A 24,431-nucleotide genomic window follows, 5' to 3' on the forward strand; every position below is an offset into this window, starting at 1 on the left:
AAAACGATATCCAAAAAAACCGGCCCATGAGCACACCCGTATTTACCCACAGTCACGACCAGCTCAAGCAGCTTGCAGAAGATGTCCTGCGTTTCGCCAAGGAAATCGGTGCATCCAATGCTTCAGTGGAAATCAATGAAGGGAATGGATTGTCGGTGGCGGTGCGCAAGGGCAAGATCGAGACCATCGAGCAAAACAAGGACAAGGGCATGGGAGTGACGGTATACCTCGGCCCAGAAAAGCATGTGCGCCGCGGCAATGCCAGCACATCGGATTTTTCCCAGACGTCATTGAAAGCAACGGTGGAAGCCGCCTACAACATTGCGCGCTTCACAGCTGAAGACGACTGCGCCGGACTGCCGGACGAGGATTCGCTGGAGATGGATCCGCAAGATCTGGCGCTATGTTACCCATGGCTTATCTCGACCGAAGAGGCGGTGGCGCTTGCCACTCGCTGCGAAGCTGCGGCATTTGCGGTCGACCGGCGTATTGCCAATAGTGAAGGCGCCAGCGTATACGCGCAGCAGACGCATTTCGTCTATGCGAATTCGCGCGGATTCATGGGTGGCTATCCGGCGTCGCGGCACACGATCTCGGTGTCGCCGATCGCGGGCAAGGGCGCCAACATGCAGCGCGACGACTGGTATTCATCCGGACGTGACCCCGGCAAGCTAGCCCGGCCCGAAGATATCGGTCGCTATGCCGCCGAGCGAGCGCTCGCCCGTCTCAATGCGCGCAAGCTGGACACGCGCAAGTGCCCGGTACTGTTCGAAGCGCCTTTGGCCGCGGGCCTGGTAGCCGCGTTCATACAAGCGATTTCCGGCGGCGCCTTATATCGCAAGTCGACCTTTCTGCTCGATTCGATCGGCAAGCCGGTCTTCGCCCCGCATATTCAGGTGGTGGAAGATCCGTACATTATCGGAGCTGTCGGCTCGTCGCCGTTTGACGAAGAGGGTGTAAAAACCAACCGGCGCGAGATCGTGAGCGACGGAGTGGTGCAGGGATATTTCCTCTCTACGTATTCGGCTCGCAAGCTTGGCATGAAAACGACTGGCAATGCCGGTGGTGCGCACAACCTGACTTTCGCATCTACCCAGACCCGCCCGGAAGACGATTTCAAGGCGATGCTCGCCAAGCTTGGCACCGGCCTGCTGGTAACCGAATTGATGGGGCAGGGCGTCAACTATGTGACCGGCGACTATTCGCGCGGCGCATCCGGTTACTGGGTGGAGAACGGGGAAATCCAGTATCCGGTGGAAGAAATCACGATTGCAGGCAACATGCAGCAGATGTTTCAGCAAATCGTTGCCGTCGGTGCGGATACGCTGGTGCGCGGGACCAGAACGACCGGTTCCATCCTGATTGAAAACATGACGGTTGCCGGAAGCTGATCAGACCGACGCTTGTATCGCCTTCGCCGTCGCCCATTCTGCCGCGTAGAACGGGCGTGCAAGCCTCAGGCCACGCTTGTCGCGGACCAGAGGCTTGCTGCGTGCCGGCGTTTAGCTTACCGGCGTTGGCTCGCTGTCTTCCGGCATGCTGGCTGCGGATGCATCCAGGGCGACCGGCTCGGCAGTGTCGCTGGACATGCCGACAACCGAGCTGACGTTGCCTGTGAATGCATCGGCTGCCGGTGCGGTCGCGACCGGCGCCGGCGCCGGCGTCGTGGCAACCGGCGCCGGCGTCGTGTCGGTTGCGGCGATATCACCTCCACCGTTACCTCCACCTCCGCCGCAGGCGGTTAGTGCCGCCAGTATCGGGAATAAAAACAAAAGCTTTTTCATGATGCACTCCTTGTCGGGTATAGATAAGCTGCATGTTCAATGCTTGACTGAGCCCGGCAGAGGATTCTTCAGGTAAGGAAAGGCGGCATCGACGAAGCTGCTATCGATATAGGCGCCATCGGTGAATTCGATATCGCCTGCCGGTGCATCCGCGGGCGCACAGCCGAGATTGAGGCGGCACAGCTTGCCCATCACCACGCGCAATGCGATGTCCACTACGTCATCGCCCGGACGTCGTCCGTTCGGGAAACCTGCGGTGTCGCCGCCGATGACGCCCAGTCGGTGCTGAGCGCTTGCCACGGCAATGCCTGTGTTCAGGCGCAGCATTTCCGATGGCGTGCCATTCGCTGGCTTGTTCAAGCCCGGTACGCCGGTCAGGAATGCCGTAACCAAATCATTGCGCGGGAAGTTGGTCGGCGCTTTGACGCCGGCGCTGCCGAACAGTACTTCGACCAGGGCTGGCAGAGTCGGATTGGTGACATAGTCGATGAATTGCGTGTCGCCGCCCGGCTTGCTGTGGTTGAACTGATCCTTGTCCTTGAGGCCGATCACGACTTCATTGACGAGCGGCATGCCCAGGCGCGAGACTTGGGTCCATGCGCCGCCTTCCTTCGATGCCGCATTGCTGTTGGGAGTCGGATTAAGCAGGCGACCCTGGCGCAGGCTGGCCGTGGTCCAGCCGCCAACGACGGTTTCGGAACCGCTGGCCAGACAAGAGATTGGCACTTCCAGTGCGATCGAGGTCACATTCTTGTGCGCGAGCGAATCGCTGGCGGCGCGCTCGGCATTGGGATCGAATGCGGTGGCCGGTGCCTTGATGTTGATGAGGTCAAAGGTCTCGCCGAGATTCACGACGAAGGGATCCTTGCGTTGTCCCACGAACATCCGCGCTGCCGTACCGCATCCGGGAATATTGATGTTGTAGCGATGCTTTGCCGCATACGACGCGTAATCGGAAATCGACTTGTTGCCGATGTTATCGACAGGTTTGTCGAAGGTGCTTGCGCCACCGGCAGCATTGGTCACTGCCGCACGCGTACCGCTGCGGCGGTCACCGCGTACCACGGTGACGGAATAGGTTTCGCGCTGGTTCAGGCCCGCCGCGTTGGGTTCATTGATATCCGAGGCGCCATTGATGATCAGGGGAATCGATACCTGTTTGCCGCCAACATTGAGCTTGGTGTCCTTGTTCTCATTCTTGAAGCGGAACTGGAAGGTCAGGTCCTCCTTGGCATCGCCATTGTTGTCCACGTGTATTTCGTACAGCGCGTCCGGGTCCATGGAAAAATAATTTGGACCGCCGTAGGCATCCTGCAGCGGAATGTAATTTGCGATTAGTGTGACATAGTCGCCGCGCCCCGTTTCATAACTACGGAACATGTAGAAATCGGTCGCGTCCACCTTGGGCTGACGCGTGATGTATGGCGCTTCGCGGTGACTGGACGCGGCCGCCGGTATGCTGGCCAAGCCAAGCAGGGCGGTCGCGGCGATGCCGGCACCTACCGCGCTTTTGCTGATAACTGTGAACATGTCTGTCTCCTGCAAGAAAAATGAACGGAATTCCGTTTGATGCAGAGTTCTATACGCAGCGCGGTGTAGACCGGATTCATAGGATTCAAAAAAAATCTTGGGAATGTTGCAGGAGCAACGCCGATAGATAACCCGGCTTGATTCGTAGCGCGGTCAAACTTATGATGCGTGCGCGCCTGATACTTTTATTGCCGTTGTCCGTACATATTTACACGTCCAATGCGCATGCTTTATCCAACTCCTACTTAGTCCCGCAATGCCAGGCTCTTCCATCTCGGACATCGGGCTGGCGCAATCCCCTCTACGTATTTTTACCTAAGCACTGCTACGAGGAAGCACTTTTCGTGTTGCCTCCGGTATATCCGCACACCTAGAATCCTTAGGCTCGCGATCCGGCTATCCGCCGATCATCAAAGCTCGGTTCCGCATGACCTGTGTGTTCAATTCTCAAGGAGACAAAATGGAACGTCGTTCGTTTATTAAAAAGGCGGCAGTCGGCGCGACTGTCGGAGCAGTCGCTGCTCCCGCGCTCGCGCAGACTCTGCCGACCATCAATTGGCGTCTGGCATCTAGCTTTCCCAAATCGCTCGATACCATCTACGGCGCAGCGGAAGTCTTTTCGAAGCGCGTAGCAGCCTTGACCGGCGGCAAATTCAACATTCGCGTTTTCTCAGGCGGCGAAATCGTTCCCGCGCTGCAGGTCATGGACGCAGTCCAAGCCGGTACGGTCGAAATGGGCCACAGTGCTTCGTACTACTACTTCGGCAAGGATCCGACGTTCGCATTCGATGGCGTGGTGCCGTTTGGCCTGAACTCCCGTCAGCAGACGGCGTGGTGGGACCAAGGTGGCGGCAAGGCGCTGACACGAGAATTCTTCAAGGACTACGGCATCGTCAACTTCATGGGCGGCAACACCGGCACGCAGATGGGTGGCTGGTTCCGCAAGGAAGTCAAGACAGTCCAGGATCTCAACGGACTAAAAATGCGTATCGGTGGCTTCGCCGGTCGTGTGATGCAGAAACTCGGCCTGGTGCCGCAGCAGATTGCAGGCGGTGATATTTATCCGGCACTGGAAAAGGGCACGATCGATGCGGCCGAATGGATCGGACCGTATGACGATGAAAAGCTCGGCTTCAACAAGGTTGCGCCTTTCTACTACACACCGGGCTGGTGGGAAGCCGGTCTGCAAGTGTCCTTCTACATCGGCATCAAGGAATGGGAAAAGCTGCCGAAGGAATACCAGGCTGCAGTCGAAGCGGCGTCGTATGAATCGCATGTCGTCATGCAGGCGGAATATGATGCGCGCAATCCTGCCGCGCTGGCGCGCTTGTTGAAGAACGGTGTGAAGCTGCGTCAGTTCTCCAGGGAGATCATGGAAGCTTGCTACAAGGCGACTAATGAAGTCATGGAAGAAGAAGCCGCGAAGAACGCCAAGTTCAAGAAGGTCTATGAGCCTTGGAAGCGTTTCCGTCAGGATCAGAACCAGTGGTTCTCGGTAGCGGAAGTGCCGCTGCAAAACTTCATGACGACCCGCAAGTAATTCATGCGGCAAGTTTGAAGAAGCAGCTGTAATGACGAAGCCCGCTGCATACCAATGCGGCGGGCTTCTTGCCATTGGGAAGCTGCCGGACGAGATGTGTTTTTTATGGCATGCTTCTAAGCGCACAGGAATTGAACACCGTGTGCCTTGCCATGCAGGGTATCCGGTAGTTGACCTGCAGGTTCAATGCAAAGCCATGCCCGTATCAAGTACACATATCGCGCATCTGCGCGTTCGTGAGTGCGTGCATGGTCGACATCGATTTGATGCCTTACTCAACAGGAGACAAAATGGAACGTCGTTCCTTTCTAAAAAAAGCAGCGGTCGGCGCATCGGTTGGTGCAATTGCCGCACCGGCGCTTGCGCAAACCCAGCCGACTATTAACTGGCGCCTCGCATCGAGCTTCCCTAAATCGCTTGACACACTGTTTGGTACTGCTGAAGTTTTCAGCAAGCGGGTTTCGGCTCTTACCGGCGGCAAGTTCAATATCCGCGTTTTCGCCGGCGGTGAAATCGTTCCGGCTCTCCAGGTTGTCGACGCCGTGCAAAACAGCACCGTGGAGATGGGCCATACCGCGCCTTACTACTACTTCGGCAAGGATCCTACATTTGCATTTGATTGCGCGGTGCCGTTCGGGATGAATTCCCGTCAGCAGACCGCGTGGTTCGATCAGGGTGGAGGGCGCGAATTGCTGCGCGACTTCTACAAAGAGTACGGCATCGTCAATTTCCTCGGCGGGAATACCGGTGCGCAGATGGGCGGCTGGTTCCGCAAGGAGATCAAGACCCTGAACGACATCAAGGGTCTCAAGATGCGTATTAGCGCATTCGCTGGCAAGGTAATGGCGCCGCTGGGCCTGGTCCCGCAACAGCTCGCTGGTGCGGACATTTATCCCGCGCTGGAAAAGGGCACGCTGGATGCGGTCGAGTGGACCACGCCGTACGACGATGAAAAGCTTGGGTTCTATAAGGTCGCGCCATACTATTACGCACCGGGCTGGTGGGAAGCCGGTGCGCAGCTTGCGTTCTACGTCGGCATGAAGGAGTGGGAAAAGCTGCCCAAGGAATACCAGCAGGCGATCGAGGCTGCATCCTACGAAGCCCACGTGACCATGCAGGCCGAGTATGACGCGAAGAACCCGGCAGCGCTGGCGCGCTTGATCAAGGGCGGCGCCAAGCTGCGTTTCTTCTCGAAAGACATCATGGAAGCCGCCTACAAGGCGGCCGTAACAACGATGGAAGAAGAAGCGGCGAAGAACGCCAAATTCAAGAAGATTTACGAGCCATACAAACGATTCCAGCGTGATCAGAATCAGTGGTTCTCGGTCGCTGAAGTGCCTCTGCAAAACTTCATGACTTCGCGTAAGTAAGTCTCTGTCTTATCCTGCGGTACACATCGTTGTGCCGCAGGTTGCCTTGCGCATTCTGCGTTCTCCTCTCCCTTGCTTCCTGTTCGCGTGCCTCGCGACGCTGTCATTTCTTGCGTTTCATTCTGAAACGGCACCCTCCATCCGACCGCTTTCAGATGCTGCTTCACGTCGTCTCTTTGCCGCCAGTGCTCTACAGCCTTTATTACGTGCCTTGCAGGTAGAGGCCTTTTGTGGCAATGGTGCGGTGCAATATCTGTTTTGATTGCATCCGAGATATTAGTAACCATACAATCGGCCGAAGCCGGAGGGGACGATGACCCGAATGGGTTAGTGCCGGTCACAAATCAAGACTATGGTTCAATCACAGGAGAGAAAATGGAACGCCGTTCCTTTATAAAAAAAGCAGCTATCGGCGCAACAGTCGGGGCAGTTGCAACCCCGGCATTTGCGCAAGCCCAGCCGACTATCACTTGGCGGCTTGCATCAAGCTTTCCGAAATCGCTGGACACGATTTTTGGCGCTTCGGATGTCTTTTCCAAGCGAGTGGCTCAGCTGACTGGTGGCAAATTCACGATTCGGGTATTCGCTGGCGGTGAGATCGTTCCGGCATTGCAGGTAATGGATGCAGTCCAGGCTGGTACGGTGGAAATGGGCCATAGCGCCTCGTACTATTATTTCGGCAAGGATCCGACGTTCGCATTCGATTGTGCCGTTCCTTTCGGCCTGAATTCGCGCCAACAGACAGCATGGATCGATCAGGGCGGTGGCCGTGAATTGATGCGTGAATTTTTCAAGGACTACGGTATTGTCAATTTCCTCGGCGGAAATACCGGTACCCAAATGGGCGGCTGGTTCCGGAAGGAAGTCAAGACCGTCAAAGACCTCAATGGCTTGAAGATGCGCATCGGCGGTTTCGCCGGAAAGGTGATGCAAGAGCTCGGTGTGGTGCCGCAACAGATTGCTGGTGGCGACATTTATCCTGCGCTGGAAAAGGGCACGATCGATGCGGCCGAATGGGTTGGTCCGTACGACGACGAGAAACTCGGCTTTAACAAGGTCGCGCCTTTCTACTATGCGCCCGGATGGTGGGAAGCTGGTCCGCAACTGTCCTTTTACGTTGGCCTGAAGGAATGGGAAAAGCTGCCCAAGGAATACCAGGCGGCCATCGAAGTAGCGACCTATGAAGCTCACGTCGTCATGCAGGCTCAATACGACGCTCGCAATCCGGCAGCACTGGCACGACTGTTGAAAAGCGGCGTCAAGCTGCGCAGCTTCTCCAAGGAAGTCATGGAAGCATGCTACAAGGCAGCAAACACCGTCATGGACGCAGAGGCTGAGAAGAATGCCAAGTTCAAGAAAGTGTACGAGCCATGGAAGCGATTCCGCCAGGACGAAAACCAGTGGTTCTCCGTTGCAGAAGCTCCGCTGCAGAACTTCATGATTACGCGTAAGGGCAGTAACGGTTCCTGATATTCAGGGCGGCTTAGGCTCGGTATAAGAAGAAAAAAGCCCCGCGACTTCACGTCGCGGGGCTTTTGTTTTATGGAAAGCGGCTTACGAAAGCGCCTTACTTTTTCTCGGTATCGGTAGAGAAGTTGAGTTGCGGCTCGCTTTCTTCCTTCTTTTCCGTATCAGTAGAGAAGTTCAGTTCAGGAGCCTCTCCTTCTTCCCTCTTTTCTTCTTCCATCGCCGGTCGCTCGATGACCAAGCCTTCGGATGGCGTCGATGCGATGCCTTTGTCCAGGAATCCGGTCACCATTTGCGGGAAAGTAGCCACCAGGCCAACCATGATGACCTGCAGTACGACCCACGGCACAGCGCCCCAGTAAATATCCGAACTCTTGACTTCTTTCGGCGCAACGCCTCTCAGATAGAAAAGCGCAAATCCGAACGGCGGGTGCATGAACGAGGTTTGCATATTGACGCAAAGCATCACGCCAAACCACACCAGTGCCGCCGAGGCCGCAGCCTCTGGACTGCCCATGCTCTCAAGCAGTACTGGAGCCAGCACCTTCTCTGCCACCGGAGCAATCATCGGCACAACGATGAAAGCAATCTCAAAGAAATCGAGGAAGAAGGCCAGGAAGAACACGAACAGATTGACCACCACCAGGAAGCCGATCCACCCGCCGGGCAAGCCGGTGAACAGATGCTCGACCCACAATCCGCCATCCACACCCATGAAAACGACCGAGAAGCAGGTCGAGCCAATGAGGATGAATACGACCATGGATGTAAGGCGCATGGTCGACTGGTACCCGAGCACGATCAGGTCGCGCAACTCATTGATACGGCTGGCGCGAATGATCATCCAGACGAGAGCGACATACGCCGCGACCAGTCCAGCCTGCAGGAATGGAATGGCAACCTTGCTGACGCCGATTTCCGATGTATAGAATATTGCGCCGATCACGCCCGCTGCGGCCAGGCCGACCATGCCGATGCGGAATACCGCGCGGTCCTTGCTGGTGAATTCCTTGTTTCGCAGCACAGCGAGCACAACGGCGCCGAGCGCGCCCATGGCACCGGACTCTGTTGGTGTCGCGACGCCGAGCATCATGGTTCCAAGCACCATGAAGATCAGCACTGCCGATGGGATGATGCCGCGAAGGCATTTCTTCCACAGTTCCCAACCTTGCACTGTGCGTGCTTCTTTCGGGATTGCAGGTAACCATTCCGGCTTGATGCGAGACAAGATGAATGTGTACAGAATAAACAAGCCGATCTGCACAAGCGATGGTCCCCATGCGCCGAGATACATGCTGCCAACGTCGGCGCTTGCGGTCTGCGTGCGGAGTTGGTCAGCCAGCACAACCAGCACCAGCGAAGGCGGCACCAGTTGGGTAATGGTGCCGGAGGCGGCCAGTACGCCGGTGGTGTAGCGCATGTTATAGCCGTACCGCATCATGACCGGCAGGGAAATCATGGCCATGGTGATGACCTGTGCGGCTACCGTTCCGGTAATCGCGCCCAGGATGAAGCCGACCAAGATGACCGAATAGCCAAGACCGCCGCGAATGGGGCCGAACAACTGACCCATGGAGTCAAGCATCTCTTCGGCCAGGCCGCACTTTTCTAGAATCGCCCCCATGAAGGTAAAGAAGGGAATCGCTAACAATAGATCGTTGGCAAGGACGCTTCCGAATATTCGCTGCGGTACCGCCTGCAGGAAATTCACGCCAAAAAATCCAAGTTCAATGGAGATGATGCCGAAGAACAGCCCCAGCGCAAGCAAGGAGAAGGCGACTGGAAAGCCGATCAGCATAAACAGGACCAGACCGCCGAACATCAGCGGCGGCATATACTCGAGCGGGATCATTGGACGGGTCTTTCGTATTTGGTATCGAGGTGCACTTTGCCCGCCAATGCGGCAATGCGTTTGATGAGTTCCGAGATGCCTTGCAGTGCAAGCAGCGCGAAGCCAACCGGGACGATCAGCTTGATCGGATACCTGGGCAGGCCGCCTGCGTTCGCCGACTGTTCAAGGATGTCCCATGAAGGAAGAAACAATGCTTTCCATGAAAGCCAGGTAAACAACAGGCAGGCGGGAAGCAGGAAAACAATGATGCCGAATACGTCGATCCAGAACTGCGTGCGTTCGGAGACGTGGCCATAAATCAAATCAACCCGTACGTGCTCATTCTTTTGAAACGTATAGGGAGCGCCCAGCATCACCGCCGCGCCAAACAAGTACCACTGAAGCTCGAGCGGCCAGTTATTACTCCAGTTAAATCCATACCTGACCAGTGCATTGGTAGCACTGACAACACAGGAAAGAAGGATCGCTATATTGGCGACCTTGCCTATCCGGTAGCCGATGAAATCGATCCAGCTTGAGAGCTTTAGCAATGATTGCATGATGCAAGCCCTCTCAGGAATGGCAGCCGGGCCTGAAGCCGGGCATGGGGAGGTGGAGTAATTTCCCGCTGCGCGTATGGCGGCAGGGGAGAGAACGGCAGGTATTGATCCGACCGGCGTGATCAAACGCACGGACAGAGCAAGCCAGGGGCGCTCGTGGCGATGACATGGTGCTTGTCTCCATGAAAGAAAAACTCTGAATCAGGGTTGGGATCTTTTATGCGATGGGCTGTCTTATGGCACCCCGCTTTTAATTCGGGGGAGTATATGACAATTCTAGATACAAACGAACACACCGAAGGCGTGTTCGCCATTCTTTTCATGGTGCGATGCAAAACATGAAGTTTTTTTCAGGCTTATACCGGATTTTAAGGTAGTAGCGCGTACGTGATAGTACGCAAACCGATTGAAATGTCGCGTTGCAGCATTGTGTGAATGCACTGGTCGGATCGAAGGGGCGGGCGACATATTCAACCAACGCCGCTCAATTTGCGGCAATCCGCATTGGGCTCTTTCCAGCATACGGCCATTACAAAGTTTGCGCTTCAGGGATTTGCAAAAACGTGCTTTTCACGCGACAGAGGTGCGCGCCATACCGCGCGTACCTCTGCCGTGTGAATCAGGATAGATGGCTGCGTAGATGTTCAATCGCTGCGCGCACCTGAGCAGGAGCGGTGCCTCCGACATGATCTCGTGCCGCGACCGAACCTTCCAGCGTCAGCACCTTGAATACATCGGCTTCAATCAATTGCGAGAAGGCGCGCATCTCATCCAGCGTCAGATCCGTCAGATCGCAGCCCCGCTGTTCGCAGGTGCGCACCGCATGCGCGACGGCCTCATGCGCGTCGCGGAAGGCAAGGCCTTTCTTTACCAGGTAATCGGCCAGGTCCGTCGCGGTTGCATAGCCTTGCAGGGCGGCGGCGCGCATTGCGTCCGGCTTGACCGTAATACCGCGTGCCATATCGGCAAAGATGCGTAGCGTATCGACCACGGTATCGACCGTGTCGAACAGCGGTTCCTTGTCTTCCTGATTGTCCTTGTTGTAGGCCAGCGGCTGGCCTTTCATCAAGGTCAGCAAGCCGACCAGGTGGCCGTTGACGCGGCCGGTCTTCCCGCGCGCGAGCTCGGGAACGTCAGGATTTTTTTTCTGCGGCATGATCGAAGAGCCAGTGCAGAAGCGGTCGGCGATATCGATGAAGCCCACGCGCGGGCTCATCCAGATCACCAGTTCTTCAGACATGCGCGAGATATGCGTCATGACGAGAGCCGCCGCCGCGCAGAATTCAATCGCGAAGTCGCGGTCCGACACAGCATCCAGCGAATTGCGGCAGACTTCATCGAAGCCGAGGGTTTTCGCGACACGTTCGCGGTCGATCGGGAAGGTGGTTCCGGCCAGCGCGGCGGCGCCGAGCGGCAAGCGGTTGACGCGCTTGCGGCAGTCGGCCATGCGTTCGGCATCACGATTGAACATTTCGACGTAGGCGAGCATGTGATGGCCGAAGGTGATCGGCTGTGCCACCTGCATGTGTGTGAATCCGGGCAGGATGGTGTCGGCATGCTGCTCGGCGAGATCCAGTAGCGCCAGGCGAAAATCACGCAGCAGGCCGCTGATGTCGTCGATGGCACCGCGCATGTAGAGGCGGATATCGGTTGCCACCTGGTCGTTGCGCGAGCGACCGGTATGCAGGCGCTTGCCGGCATCGCCGACCAGTTCGGTCAGGCGCTTTTCAATGTTCAGGTGGACGTCTTCCAGGTCGAGCAGCCATTCGAACTTGCCGGCGTCGATTTCGGCCTGGATCTGCGCCATGCCGCGCTGGATGTCGGCATAATCCTGGGCGCTGATGATGCCTTGATGCGACAGCATTTCGGCATGGGCAAGCGAGCCCTGGATATCGGCATTCGCCATCCTCTTGTCGAAGAACACGGAAGCGGTGTAACGTTTGACCAGGTCCGAGACCGGTTCGGAAAAGCGTGCCGACCAGGCCTCGCCCTTTTTGGAAAGTTGTGCTGTCATAATGGAATTCCGGTGAATCCGTGATTATAAAACAAGCGCTGGACCGTATGCCGCTATCTCATGCCCGCACGGCGCCCCGTCCGACCGATATTGTCATCCCCGATTGCTGCAACCTTGGCGTCGTGCTGCGCACGCTGATCGGCGTCAATGCGGCAGCATTCGGCTGGGTCATGCTGCACGCCATACACTGGCGTGCCGGCATGCTCGAATTCGCCGAAGTGTCGATCGTGGTCGAACTGTCATGTCTCTGGTCGTTATTCGCCATGTGTCTGCTGCGGCGCAGTCTTCCGGCCATCGGCATGCACCGCGCGGATGTTCTTTGGGCGCAGCGGCTCGCCTGTGTCATTGCGCCGGCGGTGGTGACGGCAATCGTTGTCTATTTGTTTACGACGGTCGATTGGCTGATCAGCAGCTTCGTGCGCATGACGCTTGGCAAGAGCATCATGCTTGCCGCCTTGTTCGGCGCGCTGTTTCAGCATTATTTCGAATTGAGGACACGGGCTTTTTCGCCGGCTTTGGTAGAGGCACGGCTGCAGGCTTTGCAGGCGCGGATCCGTCCGCATTTCCTGTTCAATAGCCTGAACGCAGTGCTGTCGCTGATCAGGACCGAGCCGCAGCGTGCGGAAACGACACTGGAAGACCTGGCCGACCTGTTTCGCGTGCTGATGAGCGATCCGCGCAGCATGACGACGCTCGAACAGGAAATTCGGCTGTGCGAACAATATCTGTCGATAGAACAGATACGCTTGGGCGAGCGACTGCAAGTAACATGGGCCAGCGAAAATCTCGACAGTCAGGTGATGCGCAAGTCGCAGATACCGGTGCTTTTGCTCCAGCCTCTGCTGGAAAATGCAGTGCACTACGGCGTCGAGCCGGCAAGCGGGCCGACGCAGGTCCAGATTCACATGAGCCGCTCGCTCGACCGGATCGAGATCGTCGTCATCAACCCGTATCATGGCGAGGTGAGCGTCGCCGGCAATCACATGGCGCTGGAAAACATCCGTGAACGCCTGGCTTTGCTGTATGACGTCGAAGGGCAGCTCACCACAAGGATTGCGCGCGGATTCTTTGAAGTGAAGCTGCGCTTTCCGTATGTGAAGGGAGCGCAATGATGCCGCGTCTTTTCATCGTGGATGACGAAGCGCCGGCACGCGTGCGCTTGAAAACGCTGCTGTCCGACATCGCCGCGACCTGTCCGCATCAACTCGTCGGCGAGGCGGAGCATCCGCAAGGCGCGCTCGACGGCATAGCGGCTACGTCACCCGACATTGTGCTGCTGGATGTGCAGATGCCCGGCATGACAGGGCTGGAGCTGGCGAAGCATCTTGCCAGGCTGCCTCTGCCGCCGGCTGTCATTTTTGTGACCGCCTATGATGAATTCGCCTTGAAAGCCTTTGAGGTGCATGCGCTCGATTACCTGCTCAAGCCGGTACGCGCGGCGCGCCTGGCGGACGCCTTGCAGCGGGTTGGGGAATTGCGCGGCAAGGGTGGCGCTCCGACGCCGGTTCCCCATTCAGTGCGACAACATTTCTCGGTGCAGGAACGCGGCCGGCTGCTGCTGGTGCCGATTGCGGAAGTGCTTTATCTGAAGGCGGAACAAAAGTACGTGACGCTGCGTACCCGCTCGCAGGAATATCTGTTTGAGGAATCCCTGACCTCGATTGAAGACGAGCTCGGCGCCACGTTCGTGCGCGTACATCGCAATGCCCTTGTGGCGCGGCAGGCTATCGTGGGGGTTGAACGCGGATCGGCGTCTATCGATATCGAGAGCGAACACGACAAGGCCCAGGAGTCCTGGCAGGTGATCTTGCGCGGTATTGAGGAACGCCTGCCGATTTCCCGGCGGCAGTGGCCAGTGGTCAAGGCGCTGGTGAAGTAAAAAGCCCGCATGCCCGTTGGACGCATGCAGGCATGGGTCCAACGGGCATGCGGGCTTTTTTTCAGGGGGCTTCAGCCGGTATTGCGCAATCCAGCAGCGATGCCGTTGATCGACAAGTGGATGCCACGCCGTACCCGTTCATCCAGCTTGCGTCCATCGGCTGTCGCGGCGCGATGGCGCTTGATCAGTTCGACCTGCAAGTGGTTGAGCGGATCAAGATAGGCAAAGCGGTTCTTGATCGAACGCGCCAGCAGGGGATTGCCGGCCAGCCTTTCCTTGGCGCCGGTGATCGTTGCCAGGCAGACGGTGGTGCGCTCATGCTCTTCAAGAATGCGCTTGAAGATACTGTTTCGCAGCTTTCTGTCCGAAACCAGGTCGGCATAGCGCGACGCGACCGCCAGATCGGTTTTTGCCAATACCATATCCATGTTCGACAGCAGTGTTGCAAAGAACGGCCATTCCTTGACCATCGCCCGCAACTGCGCGACGCGGCGCTTCTGCTCCTTGCCGTCGCTGTCTTCTTCCAGCCAGGATGCGATCGCGCTGCCGAAACCATACCAGCCCGGCAAGAGCAATCGGCACTGGCCCCATGAGAAGCCCCATGGAATGGCGCGCAAGTCTTCAATGCGGCGTGTCGATTTGCGCGATGCTGGACGGGAGCCGATATTGAGCTCCGCGATTTCCGCGATCGGCGTGGCGGCAAAGAAGTAATCGGTGAAGCCCGGCGTTTCATACACAAGGTTGCGATAGGTGTGATAGGCGCGTTCCGACAATTCTTCCATCACGCGTTCGAAACCGGCCAGTTTCCTGGCTTCCTTGCTGTCCGCCGCATTCGGCATCAGGCTGGCTTCGAGCGTAGCCGCCACCAGCAGCTCCAGATTGCGTCGACCGATTTCCGGATTGGAGAACTTGGATGCGATGATTTCGCCTTGTTCGGTCAGACGGATCTGGCCGTTGACCGTACCCGCCGGTTGCGCGAGGATAGCCTCGTAGCTCGGACCGCCCCCCCGGCCTACGGTGCCGCCGCGTCCATGGAACAGGCGCAACTTGACGCCCGCATTGTTGAACAGTTCGATCAGGCGGGTTTCTGCCTTGTACAACTCCCAGGTGGAGGTCAGGAAACCGCCATCCTTGTTCGAGTCCGAATAGCCGAGCATGACTTCCTGCAGTTCGCCCTGCTTGGCAATCAGGTGCCGCACCTGCGGTATCGCCATGAAACGCTGCATGATGTCGGTGGCGCAGCGCAAATCCGGAATCGTCTCGAATAGCGGAATGACCATCAATTCCATTTCCGCTTGCGGTCCCGAATTCGACGCGGCATCCCACTGGACATGCAGCAAGCCGGTTTCCTTTTGCAGCAGCAGGACTTCCAGCAAGTCCGAGACAGTTTCGGTGTGCGAGATGATGTAGTTGCGGATCGCGCGCTCGCCATAGCGCTGCCGCACGTCGCGGGCAGTGCGCAGGATGGCCAGTTCGGAATCGGTCTCGGTCGAATATTCGAGATAAGGCGAGTACAGCAGGCGCGGCTTGCCCAGTTCATCGAGCAGCAGCTTGATTTTCGCTTCTTCGCCAAGCCCGGCATAGTTGTCCGCCACACGCGCGCGCGCAAACATTTCAGCCAGCACGCGTTCATGCACGTCCGAGCTTTGCCGCATATCCAGTGTGGCCATATGAAAGCCAAAGATTTCCGAAGCACGCTTGAGCGTTGCCAGGCGCGGCTTGATCAGCGCCGCGCCATGATGGGCCTTGAGCGAGTCGACCAGAATTTGCAGGTCGTCGCTGAATTCGGCCGCTGTCGCATAGGGCGCCGCAGTCCCGACTTCCTGGCGCAGCACGTGTGCCGCGCCGAGTGTGCGGGCAGTCGCCGCCAGCCGCGCGTACAAGCCGATCAGCGCACGCCGGTAGGGCTCGTCCATCCGGTGATTGGACTGATCGGGCGAACGTTCGGCCAGCGCCTGCAGTTCGGGACTGACGCCGACCAGCAGCGTCGATATCGAAAGTTCGGCACCGAGTGCGTGAACTTCGTCGAGGTAGAAATCGAAGATCGCCGTCGACTGACGCACCAGCGCATGCCGCATGGTGCCGGCGTTGACGTTGGGATTGCCGTCGCGGTCGCCGCCGATCCAGCTTCCCATCTGCACGAAAGGCGGGTGTTCTTTTTCGGCAGTCTGGCGCTGCGGGAATTGCGCGGCAAGTTCGGTTTCGATATCGTCGTACAGTCCCGGCAATTCGCGCAGGAAGGTAATGCGATAGTACGAGAGTGCATTGTCGATCTCGTCCGCCACCGTAAGCTTCGTATAGCGCAGCATGCGCGTCTGCCAGAGCGTGGCGACGCGTGCATGCAGCAATTGGGTATTGTGGGCGAGTTCCTTGTGCGTGAGCGGGTGATCACGCTCTGCAAGCAGACGCGCAATTTCGCGCTCCGCATCCAGAATGCTCTTGCGCTGGACTTCGGTCGGGTGTGCGGTCAGCACCGGGGAAATCAGCGCATCCTTGAAGAAGTTGCGCACAGTCGCTCCGGAGACGCCGGCGTCGTCGAGTCGCGACAAGGCCCAGGCGATACTGCCGCGCTGCGGCGCCGAGCCTGCCAGCAGGTGGGCGCGACGGCGGCGGTTGTGATGCTGGTCTTCGGCGATGTTGGCGAGATGCGAGAAATAGGAGAAGGCACGTACTACCGACACGGTCTGGTCGCGCGTCAGTTTTTTCAACATCCGGTTGAGTTCGGTGCCGGACTGGGCGTCGGATTCGCGGCGGAAGCGCACTGCGGTTTGACGGATGGTCTCGACGACCTGATAGACGGCATCGCCTTCCTGCTCGCGCAGGACGTTGCCCAGTAGACGGCCCAAGAGGCGGATATCTTCTTTCAACGGGGCGTCTTTATCTGCCACCGGCTTTTTTACGGCGGGCAGGGTGTTCACTTGTTTTGCCATGGTGAATGCTTATCAGAAGGAACGAAAGCGGCTTGTGACCGGGGACTGCAGGCGCACGCATGATAAAATCTGCGCGCTGGTACGACCAGCACCAATGAATTCGAAAGAGCCCGTCGTGAAAGTTTCTCCTCCCTCCAAGTTAATCATCGCCTCGCGCGAAAGTCGTCTGGCCATGTGGCAAGCAGAGCATGTCCGTGCAAAACTTTCGGCATTATATCCGCAGTGCAGTATTGAAATTCTCGGAATGACAACGAAAGGCGATCAAATTCTTGACCGCACCTTGTCCAAGGTCGGCGGCAAGGGCTTGTTCGTCAAGGAACTGGAAGTCGCGATGGAAGAGCGCCGCGCCGATCTCGCCGTGCATTCGTTGAAGGACGTTCCGATGGAGTTGCCCGAGGGCTTTGCGCTGGCTGCCGTCCTTGAGCGTGAAGACCCGCGCGACGCCTTTGTCTCGAACGACTATGCGTCGCTGGCCGATCTTCCTGATGGCGCGGTGGTAGGCACCAGCAGTCTGCGCCGTCAGGCACTGATTGCGGCGCGCTTTCCGGGGCTCATTGTCCGTCCCTTGCGCGGCAACCTCGATACGCGGCTCGGCAAGCTGGATCGCGGCGAATATGCGGCCATCATCCTGGCCGCGGCCGGACTCAAGCGCCTAGGTGTGCCGCAGCGCATCCGGGCATACATCGAACCGGAACAGAGCTTGCCGGCGCCCGGCCAAGGCGCGATGGCGATAGAGATTCTTGCAGGCCGCGATGATCTGACGCAGTTGCTGGCGCCGCTCAACCATGAAGCGACCGCACAGGCAGTGCGCGCCGAGCGCACCGTATCCCGCGTGTTCGGCGGGAGCTGCCAGATTCCGTTGGCTGCATTCGCCACCGTCAGCAACGGCGCCATGCATTTGCGCGCCATGGTAGGTACGCCCGACGGAACGCGCATTGCCGTGGCCGAAGTCGACGGCGCAGCCGGCACGCCCGAGGCTGTCGGGCAGCAGGTCGCCGCATTGCTTGAAGCAAAAGGCGCAGGCGACATTCTTGCCGCATGCCGGGCCATGGAGGCGGGCTAATCTGTCGCTCCGATCTTTCCGATTTTTCCTGCCATGACCGACGCACGGCTTCCACCGGTTGTCATTACCCGGCCTCTGACGCAAGCCAGGCCGCTCGCTGAACGCCTGCGTGCGGCTGGCCGCGACGCCGTTGTCTTTCCATTGCTGGAAATCCGGCCGCTGGAAGATCAGGGCCGTCTGCGAACAATCCTGTCGCGGCTGGAAGAATATGCGATGGTGGCTTTCGTCAGCCCGAATGCCATCGATGCCGCGTTTGCCCATATAGCGGCATGGCCGGCACAGGTCGCTGTCGCAGTAATGGGGGAGGGCAGCCGGGCTGCTCTTGCAAGCTACGGTGTGACACCGGCCAATGCACATATCATCAGTCCGGCGAACCGCCAGCGCACCGATTCGCAGACCTTGCTGGAAGTGCTCGATATCGATGCATTGCGCGGCAAGCGCGTTTTGATCATTCGCGGAGAAACCGGCCGCGAACTGCTGGCCGACGCCTTGCGCCTGCAAGGAATAGAAGTCGAACAGCTGGCCGCATACCGTCGCGTCGCGCCGCATCTTGATCCGGCTGGGCAGCAAGGGCTGCTTACCTTGATCGAGTTCGAATCGGAGTGGATCATCACCAGTTCGGAAGCGCTGCGCATCCTGATTGATCTCGTCGGCACAGCGGCCGGCTCTGCTGCAGTGGTTAAAATGCAACAGCAACGCCTGATTGTGCCGCATGTCCGTATTGCGGAAACCGCCCGATCGTTGGGTTTTCAATGGATTGTCGAGACAGGATCAGGCGACGATCAGCTTATAGCCGCGTTACAATTTCACGCATGAATGAAATGCCATCTTCCTCGAACGGCGGTCAGCCCGCATCTCCCCAGGTACCATCACAGCAGCCCGGCGTTGCGGGGTCCAGCGCGGCTGTTCAAAATGATAATGCGTCGATGACGCAGTTGCGAAAATTTACCTATGCCGGCCTCGGTGTGCTGGTTGTGCTGCTGCTTGCGCAGTGGTGGGCTACCCAAAGGGAAATCGGCAACCTGCGCGAAGACATGGCGCAACGGCTCAGGTCGGGCGAGTCCGTCAGCACCGAAACCAAGCTTGTCGCCAAATCGCTGCAGGATTCCACCAAAGAGCTGCAGGCAAAGGTCAATGTGCTTGAAAGCAGGCAAACCGAGGCACAAAGCCAGCAACTCGCGCTGGAACAGCTTTATCAGGAATTGTCACGCAATCGCGACGACTGGGCACTGGCTGAGATTGAACAGGTGTTGTCGACGGCAGGACAGCAGTTGCAGCTGGCCGGAAATGTGCAGGGTGCGGTGATCGCCTTGCAAAATGCGGACAATCGACTGTCGCGCACGGACAAGCCGCAATTCATCATCATCCGCCGCGCGATCGCGAAAGACCTGGAGCGCTTGAAGGCATTGCCGGTGGTGGACCTGACCGGTATCGCGTTGCGGCTTGACAGCATCATCGGGCAGATCGACGCGATGCCCTTGCTCTCCGACGAAAAGCCGGCACTTCCGGCGACCCAGCCGAAGCCGTCGCGCCGCGCGGAAAAAAATGCCGCCGCCTCGCCCACCGGAAAAGGAAATGGCAATTCCGACTGGATCGCCGACCTTGAAGACAAATGGCATAGCTGGACCAATGAAATGTGGACAGAGATCCGGCAATTGATCCGCGTGCGCAATGTCGAATCGCCCGACGCCTTGCTGCTGTCGCCGACGCAGGCTTACTATGCGCGTGAAAATCTCAAGCTGCGCCTGCTCAATGCCCGGTTGGCGTTATTGACGCGCAATGAGCCGGCATTCCGCAGTGATCTCAACGCGGCACAGGACGTGATTGCGAAGTATTTCGATACGCGCGCGCGGCAGACCCAGACCACACAGGCGCTGCTGCGACAGGTGCAGGCAAGTAACCTCTCGATTGAAATGCCGACGCTGTCCGAAAGCCTGAACGCGGTGCGCAACTATAAGGCAAAGCCATAACGATGCGTATCTTCATTTCGCTCGTCATCCTGTTTGCCGTCGCCATCGGTCTTGCCGTCGGAGCCCGCTTCAATCCGGGCAATGTGGTGTTCTTCTATTCGCCTTATCGGATCGACCTGTCGCTTAATCTGTTTCTGGTGCTGCTTGTACTGTTGTTCGTTCTGGTCTACGCGCTCATAAATGCGTTGCGCAGCACGCAGCAAATGCCCCAGCGGGTCGCTGCCTATCGGCGCGAAAAGCGCGAACGCGAAGGCAACCGTGCAATGCGCGATGCACTGAAGGCCTTGTTCGAAGGACGCTTCGGCCACGCGGAAAAAGCCGCCACGCGCGCCGCTGAATCGCCGGAAAACGCGGGCCTGTCGGCAATGATTGCCGCGCGTGCCGCCCATCGCATGGGGCAATCCGCCCGTCGCGAAACCTGGCTTGCGAAGGCGCAGGAACCGAGCCTGAAAACCGCACGGTTGATGACCACCATCGAATTGCTGACCGACGGCCACGAACCGGAATCTGCACTGGAAGCCGTACGAGAACTCAATTCCAGCGGCACTCGCCATATCCACGCATTGCGGCTCGCCCTCAAGGCCAACCAGCGCGGCAAGAACTGGCCGGAAGTCCTGCGACTGGTACGTTTGCTCGACAAGCGCAATGCCTTGCATCCGGCCCTGTCGCGCCGCCTGCGCGAACTAGCCTATGAAGACCTGTTGACGACCCAGGCGCACGATGCCGAATCGATCCGTCGCGTGTGGTCCGGCATTCCTCTGGAAGACCGGATCCAGCCGTCGGTCGCCATCCGCGGCGCCAAGGCATTCAATGCTAAGGGCTTGCATGACGAGGCGAGGGTGGTGGTCGAAAAGGCCCTGGCAAGCGAATGGGACGACCGCCTGGTCAGGATGTACGGTGAATCGGCCGCCGCCGAAGGTTCGCCCGCGTTGCTGGCCCAGATCGAACGCTGCGAAGAATGGTCGCAAAAGCATCCCGGCGATCCGGAACTGGATCTGACGCTAGGGGCGCTCTGCCTGAGGCAAAAACTCTGGGGCAAGGCGCAGCGCCACCTGGAGCAGGCGCTGTATGACGCGACCGACTCGGATACCGTGCGTGAAGCCCATCTCAAGCTTGCGCAATTGCACGAGGCATTGAACCAGCCGGAACAGGCGGCATCCCATTATCGGCAGTGCGCGCTGGCGACAATGCTCTGAATAACCGACGGGTTATTTCCTGTCGGCTATTCAGCATGGCGTAAGCGGCGCCTGCTATCGTGCGCAGCGATTCACGCTTTGTTTTCCGACGCCGGCATTGATGCTGCGGTGCGGAAGCGCCGGGCAAAGCCGTTATAATCGCGCATTACCGAATTTTCTTTACCTTTTGAGAGAGCAACATGAGCTTGAATAATGTGCCGGCCGGCCGCAGCCTTCCCGACGATTTCAATGTGGTCATCGAAATCCCCATGAATGCCGACCCGATCAAGTACGAAGTGGACAAGGACACCGGCGCCATTTTCGTCGACCGCTTCATGGGTACCGCGATGCATTACCCATGCAACTACGGCTATATCCCGCAAACGCTTTCGGATGACGGCGACCCCGTGGACGTGCTGGTCATTACGCCGTTCGCGCTGATTCCGGGTGTCGTCGTACGCTGCCGCCCGATCGGCGTGCTGAAGATGAACGACGAGGCGGGCGGTGACGCCAAACTGCTGGCTGTTCCTGTCGACAAGGTCCTGCCGATCTATAAACACTGGCAAAAGCCGGAGGACATCAATGACTTGCGCCTGCAGCAGATTCAGCATTTCTTCGAGCACTACAAGGATCTGGAAAAGGGCAAGTGGGTGAAGATCGAGGGCTGGTATGGACCGGAAGAAGCCAAAAAGGAAATCCTTTCCAGCGTGGAAGCCTACAAAAAGTCGCAGGAAAAATAAGCTTCCGGCGCTAAGCCAAGCGATGCCGGATGTACTTACACGAAAGCGCACTCGACGAGTGCGCTTTTTTATTTGGCAAGGGTGTTACTACGCAAATGACCCAAAACACTTTTGGTTGACTATTCTCCGGATGGAAAGGACGCTATGGCAAACGAGGGGATTTGCGTGCCGCGCAGGCGCATCGCGTTATCGTTCAACCGGAGAACATGCGCATCGGTCAACCCCGGTAACACATGCGTTTCCAGACCATCTGTGGCGCTGGTCAAACGCGCGCAGGCAATGATCCTGCCCAACGCGTGCGACTCTTGCGGAACGCCGATCTCGCTGAGTTATTGAGAAAAAGAAATCTCGCCCCATCAATCAATCCTTCAATTGTTGTGAAGGAGTATGTATTCCCAATAAGATGAGTCAGACATTGTGCGTAGTCAGAGGCTTCCTGGCACCAATGCTGGAATTTGATTTATCTCAAATGCCGCCATCTCATTTTCACCCGCTGGTGATGCGATAACGGCCCTGCAGAGTTAAGCTTTCGCTGAATCGGCATTGCGCGCTTTACCTTCAAATGCCAATGATCGAAAGCTCGACATCATGTCAGCCACATCTCTTCTTGCCTATGGCCATCGCCTGCTCGGGCGGTGCGTGATTATTTTCTTACGTTTGGGATTGTTGCCTGTGGCGGCCGTAGGGAAGACGAATCCAACGAATCCCGAGCAGATGCCATCACGCAGCCACAATTATTAGCGCAGGCAGCCAGCGATCATACATAGCGCAAGGAATTGCGATGAGCATTCGCTCCGATTACTCCGACTACAAAGTAAAGGACACGGTCATGTTAGCCGCTAATTGGGTTCGCCACCTATCTATGAAGGCGTTCGATAAAACATCCCTAAAACAATGTCGTCCATTGTTTTTCCGGATGCGTCTTTTGTTCATTGCAACAGCGTTGGCGACGGGAGGAATATCTGCGACACAGGCCCAGGTGTTGAGTCCCGGCACGGTCACAGCCTGGGGCCGCAACGACTTCGGGCAGAGTAACGTTCCCGCCGGGCTCACAGGGGTTGCCGCGATCGCCGCAGGTTTTGGGCATAGTTTGGCCCTCAAGAGCGATGGGACTGTAGTCGGTTGGGGATTTAATTGTTGTGGACAGGTTACCATCCCTGCCGGATTGACAGGCGTGACCGCAATTGCGGCAGGTACCACCCACAGCCTGGCTGCCAAGAACGATGGATCCGTCTTGGGATGGGGTACTAATAGTTTTGGACAAACTACCATCCCCTCCGGATTGACGGGCGTGACCGCAGTCGCGGCAGGTACCAGTCACAGCCTCGCCCTCAAGAGCGATGGGACAGTAGTGGCCTGGGGTGATAACTCCACGGGTCAGTTGAATATTCCCGCCGGATTGACCGGCGTGACTGCGATTGCCGCAGGTAGCTTTTACAACTTGGCCCTCAAGAGCGATGGGACCGTCGTAGGATGGGGTGATAACACCTTTGATCAGACTAATATCCCCGCCGGATTGACGGGCGTGACTGCGATCGCAGCAGGTCACGGGCATGGTTTGGCCCGCAAGAGCGATGGGACCGTCGTTGGCTGGGGATGGAATGCCCTTGGACAAATCAACCTGCCTGCCGGATTGACAGGCGTGACCGCAGTCGCGGCAGGTAACCACCATAGCTTGGCTGCCAAGAGCGATGGAACCGTCGTGGCATGGGGGAGTAATACTTTTGGACAAACTAACCTCCCCGCCGGATTGACGGGCGTGACGGCGATCGCGGCAGGCGGGGCAGGCGGCGGGGACCACAGCCTGGCCGCAAATCTTGGTCCTGCTACTCAACCCTATACCTTTATCGGCTTCTTCGAGCCGGTCAATAACCCGGAGGTTATCAATCTTGGCAAGGCGGGCAGGACTTACCCGGTCAAATGGCAGTTGAAAAATGCCAGCGGCGAGTTCGTCAGCGACCTGAGCGCGGTCAAATCGATCACGTTCAAGCCATCGCAGTGCGGCTCCTTTACCGGGGATCCGACGGATTCGCTGGAAGTGGTCGCGACCGGCGGCACCGGACTGCGATACGATGTCACCAGCAACCAGTACATTTACAACTGGAAGACGCCGTCCGTAGGCTGCTACACGTTATTTTTGACCCTGGATACCGACCAGGTGCAATCCGCCTACTTTAACTTGAGCAGATAGATGCCGTGGATGGTTCGCCATCGGACCTGCTCATTGCGATAACCGACGGCACAGACCAAAAGACGCCCTTTACATTTACAAAGGGGTCGGGCGTGAGCCGAGATGACTATCTTCGGAGGCCACTTGGACCGCCTTTTGGCGGAATCAGGGGGGATTGATTCTTGGTTTTCTGATGTGGCAAAAAACCTTAAGAATCATTCCAAAATCCGTCCAGCCATTTGATTTAAAAGATAGTTCGTCATTTGCGTAGTAATGGTCGTCGAAGGTGCGCCGATTCTTTAATGTGGTCGAAAGCGGTTTGCAGCAGGCGCCTCAATATTGTGGCATTCATGCCGTTAAAGGCAGAGAAGCGCATCGCCAAGCTTGATGCGCATCGACAAGTCGCAG

At 57.7% G+C, this 24,431-nt stretch carries 18 protein-coding genes; 12 read left to right on the plus strand and 6 right to left on the minus strand.

All coding sequences use genetic code 11. The annotated features are described in order from the left end of the window. The first annotated feature begins 26 nt into the window (after positions 1 to 26). Positions 27 to 1,391: a metalloprotease PmbA gene (gene pmbA, locus D3871_RS06060; protein ID WP_119768069.1), complete on the plus strand. Its 1,365-nt coding sequence runs from the start codon at positions 27 to 29 to the stop codon at positions 1,389 to 1,391. Between the two features lie 111 nt (positions 1,392 to 1,502). On the opposite strand, the gene D3871_RS06065 is transcribed toward pmbA, so the two are convergent. Then, complete coding sequence (locus D3871_RS06065; protein ID WP_119768070.1) at positions 1,503 to 1,784, minus strand: hypothetical protein; 282 nt, start codon at positions 1,782 to 1,784, stop codon at positions 1,503 to 1,505. A 36-nt stretch (positions 1,785 to 1,820) separates the two neighbouring features. Further along, positions 1,821 to 3,314: a DUF4331 domain-containing protein gene (locus tag D3871_RS06070; RefSeq protein WP_119768071.1), complete on the minus strand. Its 1,494-nt coding sequence runs from the start codon at positions 3,312 to 3,314 to the stop codon at positions 1,821 to 1,823. Between the two features lie 460 nt (positions 3,315 to 3,774). Between D3871_RS06070 and D3871_RS06075 the strand changes: the two genes are divergently transcribed. The 3 genes from D3871_RS06075 (at position 3,775) to D3871_RS06085 (ending at position 7,694) form a co-directional block, all read left to right on the plus strand. Continuing rightward, positions 3,775 to 4,854, plus strand: coding sequence for a TRAP transporter substrate-binding protein (locus D3871_RS06075; protein WP_119768072.1), 1,080 nt, complete (start codon positions 3,775 to 3,777; stop codon positions 4,852 to 4,854). A 290-nt stretch (positions 4,855 to 5,144) separates the two neighbouring features. Further along, on the plus strand, positions 5,145 to 6,224 hold the full coding sequence (locus tag D3871_RS06080; RefSeq protein WP_119768073.1) for a TRAP transporter substrate-binding protein: 1,080 nt from the start codon (positions 5,145 to 5,147) through the stop codon (positions 6,222 to 6,224). Between the two features lie 375 nt (positions 6,225 to 6,599). Beyond that, a complete protein-coding gene (locus D3871_RS06085) occupies positions 6,600 to 7,694 on the plus strand; it encodes a TRAP transporter substrate-binding protein (protein WP_119768074.1) in 1,095 nt (364 codons plus the stop codon). Between the two features lie 97 nt (positions 7,695 to 7,791). On the opposite strand, the gene D3871_RS06090 is transcribed toward D3871_RS06085, so the two are convergent. From D3871_RS06090 to argH, 3 genes are all read right to left on the minus strand, one after another. After that, positions 7,792 to 9,543, minus strand: a complete 1,752-nt coding sequence (locus D3871_RS06090; RefSeq protein WP_119768075.1) for a TRAP transporter large permease — start codon at positions 9,541 to 9,543, stop codon at positions 7,792 to 7,794. Beyond that, positions 9,540 to 10,082 (minus strand): TRAP transporter small permease subunit, encoded by a 543-nt coding sequence (locus tag D3871_RS06095; RefSeq protein ID WP_119768076.1) that lies wholly within the window; start codon positions 10,080 to 10,082, stop codon positions 9,540 to 9,542. The genes D3871_RS06090 and D3871_RS06095 overlap by 4 nt, the downstream gene beginning before the upstream one ends. A gap of 619 nt (positions 10,083 to 10,701) precedes the next feature. After that, positions 10,702 to 12,096, minus strand: coding sequence for an argininosuccinate lyase (gene argH / locus D3871_RS06100; protein ID WP_119768077.1), 1,395 nt, complete (start codon positions 12,094 to 12,096; stop codon positions 10,702 to 10,704). 20 nt (positions 12,097 to 12,116) lie between these two features. Between argH and D3871_RS06105 the strand changes: the two genes are divergently transcribed. Together D3871_RS06105 and D3871_RS06110 are read left to right on the plus strand one after the other, a co-directional pair. Beyond that, positions 12,117 to 13,208: a sensor histidine kinase gene (locus D3871_RS06105; RefSeq protein WP_233575527.1), complete on the plus strand. Its 1,092-nt coding sequence runs from the start codon at positions 12,117 to 12,119 to the stop codon at positions 13,206 to 13,208. Then, positions 13,205 to 13,975 carry a LytR/AlgR family response regulator transcription factor gene (locus D3871_RS06110; protein WP_199724733.1) on the plus strand — a complete coding sequence of 257 codons (771 nt, stop codon included), beginning with the start codon at positions 13,205 to 13,207 and terminating at the stop codon, positions 13,973 to 13,975. The genes D3871_RS06105 and D3871_RS06110 overlap by 4 nt, the downstream gene beginning before the upstream one ends. Positions 13,976 to 14,046: 71 nt before the next feature. On the opposite strand, the gene ppc is transcribed toward D3871_RS06110, so the two are convergent. Beyond that, positions 14,047 to 16,905, minus strand: a complete 2,859-nt coding sequence (gene ppc, locus D3871_RS06115) for a phosphoenolpyruvate carboxylase (RefSeq protein WP_119768078.1) — start codon at positions 16,903 to 16,905, stop codon at positions 14,047 to 14,049. Between the two features lie 115 nt (positions 16,906 to 17,020). Here ppc and hemC point away from each other — a divergent pair, with 115 nt between their 5' ends. The 6 genes from hemC to D3871_RS06145 all read left to right on the plus strand — a co-directional run bounded on the left by hemC (position 17,021) and on the right by D3871_RS06145 (position 24,044). Then, the gene (gene hemC / locus D3871_RS06120) at positions 17,021 to 17,968 is read left to right on the plus strand and encodes a hydroxymethylbilane synthase (RefSeq protein ID WP_119769927.1); all 948 of its coding nucleotides are present in this window, start codon (positions 17,021 to 17,023) and stop codon (positions 17,966 to 17,968) included. A 33-nt stretch (positions 17,969 to 18,001) separates the two neighbouring features. Beyond that, positions 18,002 to 18,784 carry a uroporphyrinogen-III synthase gene (locus D3871_RS06125; protein ID WP_119768079.1) on the plus strand — a complete coding sequence of 261 codons (783 nt, stop codon included), beginning with the start codon at positions 18,002 to 18,004 and terminating at the stop codon, positions 18,782 to 18,784. 110 nt (positions 18,785 to 18,894) lie between these two features. After that, positions 18,895 to 19,938: a uroporphyrinogen-III C-methyltransferase gene (locus tag D3871_RS06130; RefSeq protein WP_233575528.1), complete on the plus strand. Its 1,044-nt coding sequence runs from the start codon at positions 18,895 to 18,897 to the stop codon at positions 19,936 to 19,938. A 2-nt stretch (positions 19,939 to 19,940) separates the two neighbouring features. After that, positions 19,941 to 21,134, plus strand: a complete 1,194-nt coding sequence (locus tag D3871_RS06135) for a heme biosynthesis protein HemY (RefSeq protein ID WP_119768081.1) — start codon at positions 19,941 to 19,943, stop codon at positions 21,132 to 21,134. Positions 21,135 to 21,313: 179 nt separating this feature from the next. Next, complete coding sequence (gene ppa, locus D3871_RS06140) at positions 21,314 to 21,853, plus strand: inorganic diphosphatase (protein WP_119768082.1); 540 nt, start codon at positions 21,314 to 21,316, stop codon at positions 21,851 to 21,853. 781 nt (positions 21,854 to 22,634) lie between these two features. Continuing rightward, complete coding sequence (locus tag D3871_RS06145) at positions 22,635 to 24,044, plus strand: PxKF domain-containing protein (RefSeq protein WP_119768083.1); 1,410 nt, start codon at positions 22,635 to 22,637, stop codon at positions 24,042 to 24,044. The last annotated feature ends 387 nt before the right edge of the window (positions 24,045 to 24,431 follow it).

The organism is Noviherbaspirillum saxi (genome assembly GCF_003591035.1).
Classification (GTDB): domain Bacteria; phylum Pseudomonadota; class Gammaproteobacteria; order Burkholderiales; family Burkholderiaceae_D; genus Noviherbaspirillum; species Noviherbaspirillum saxi.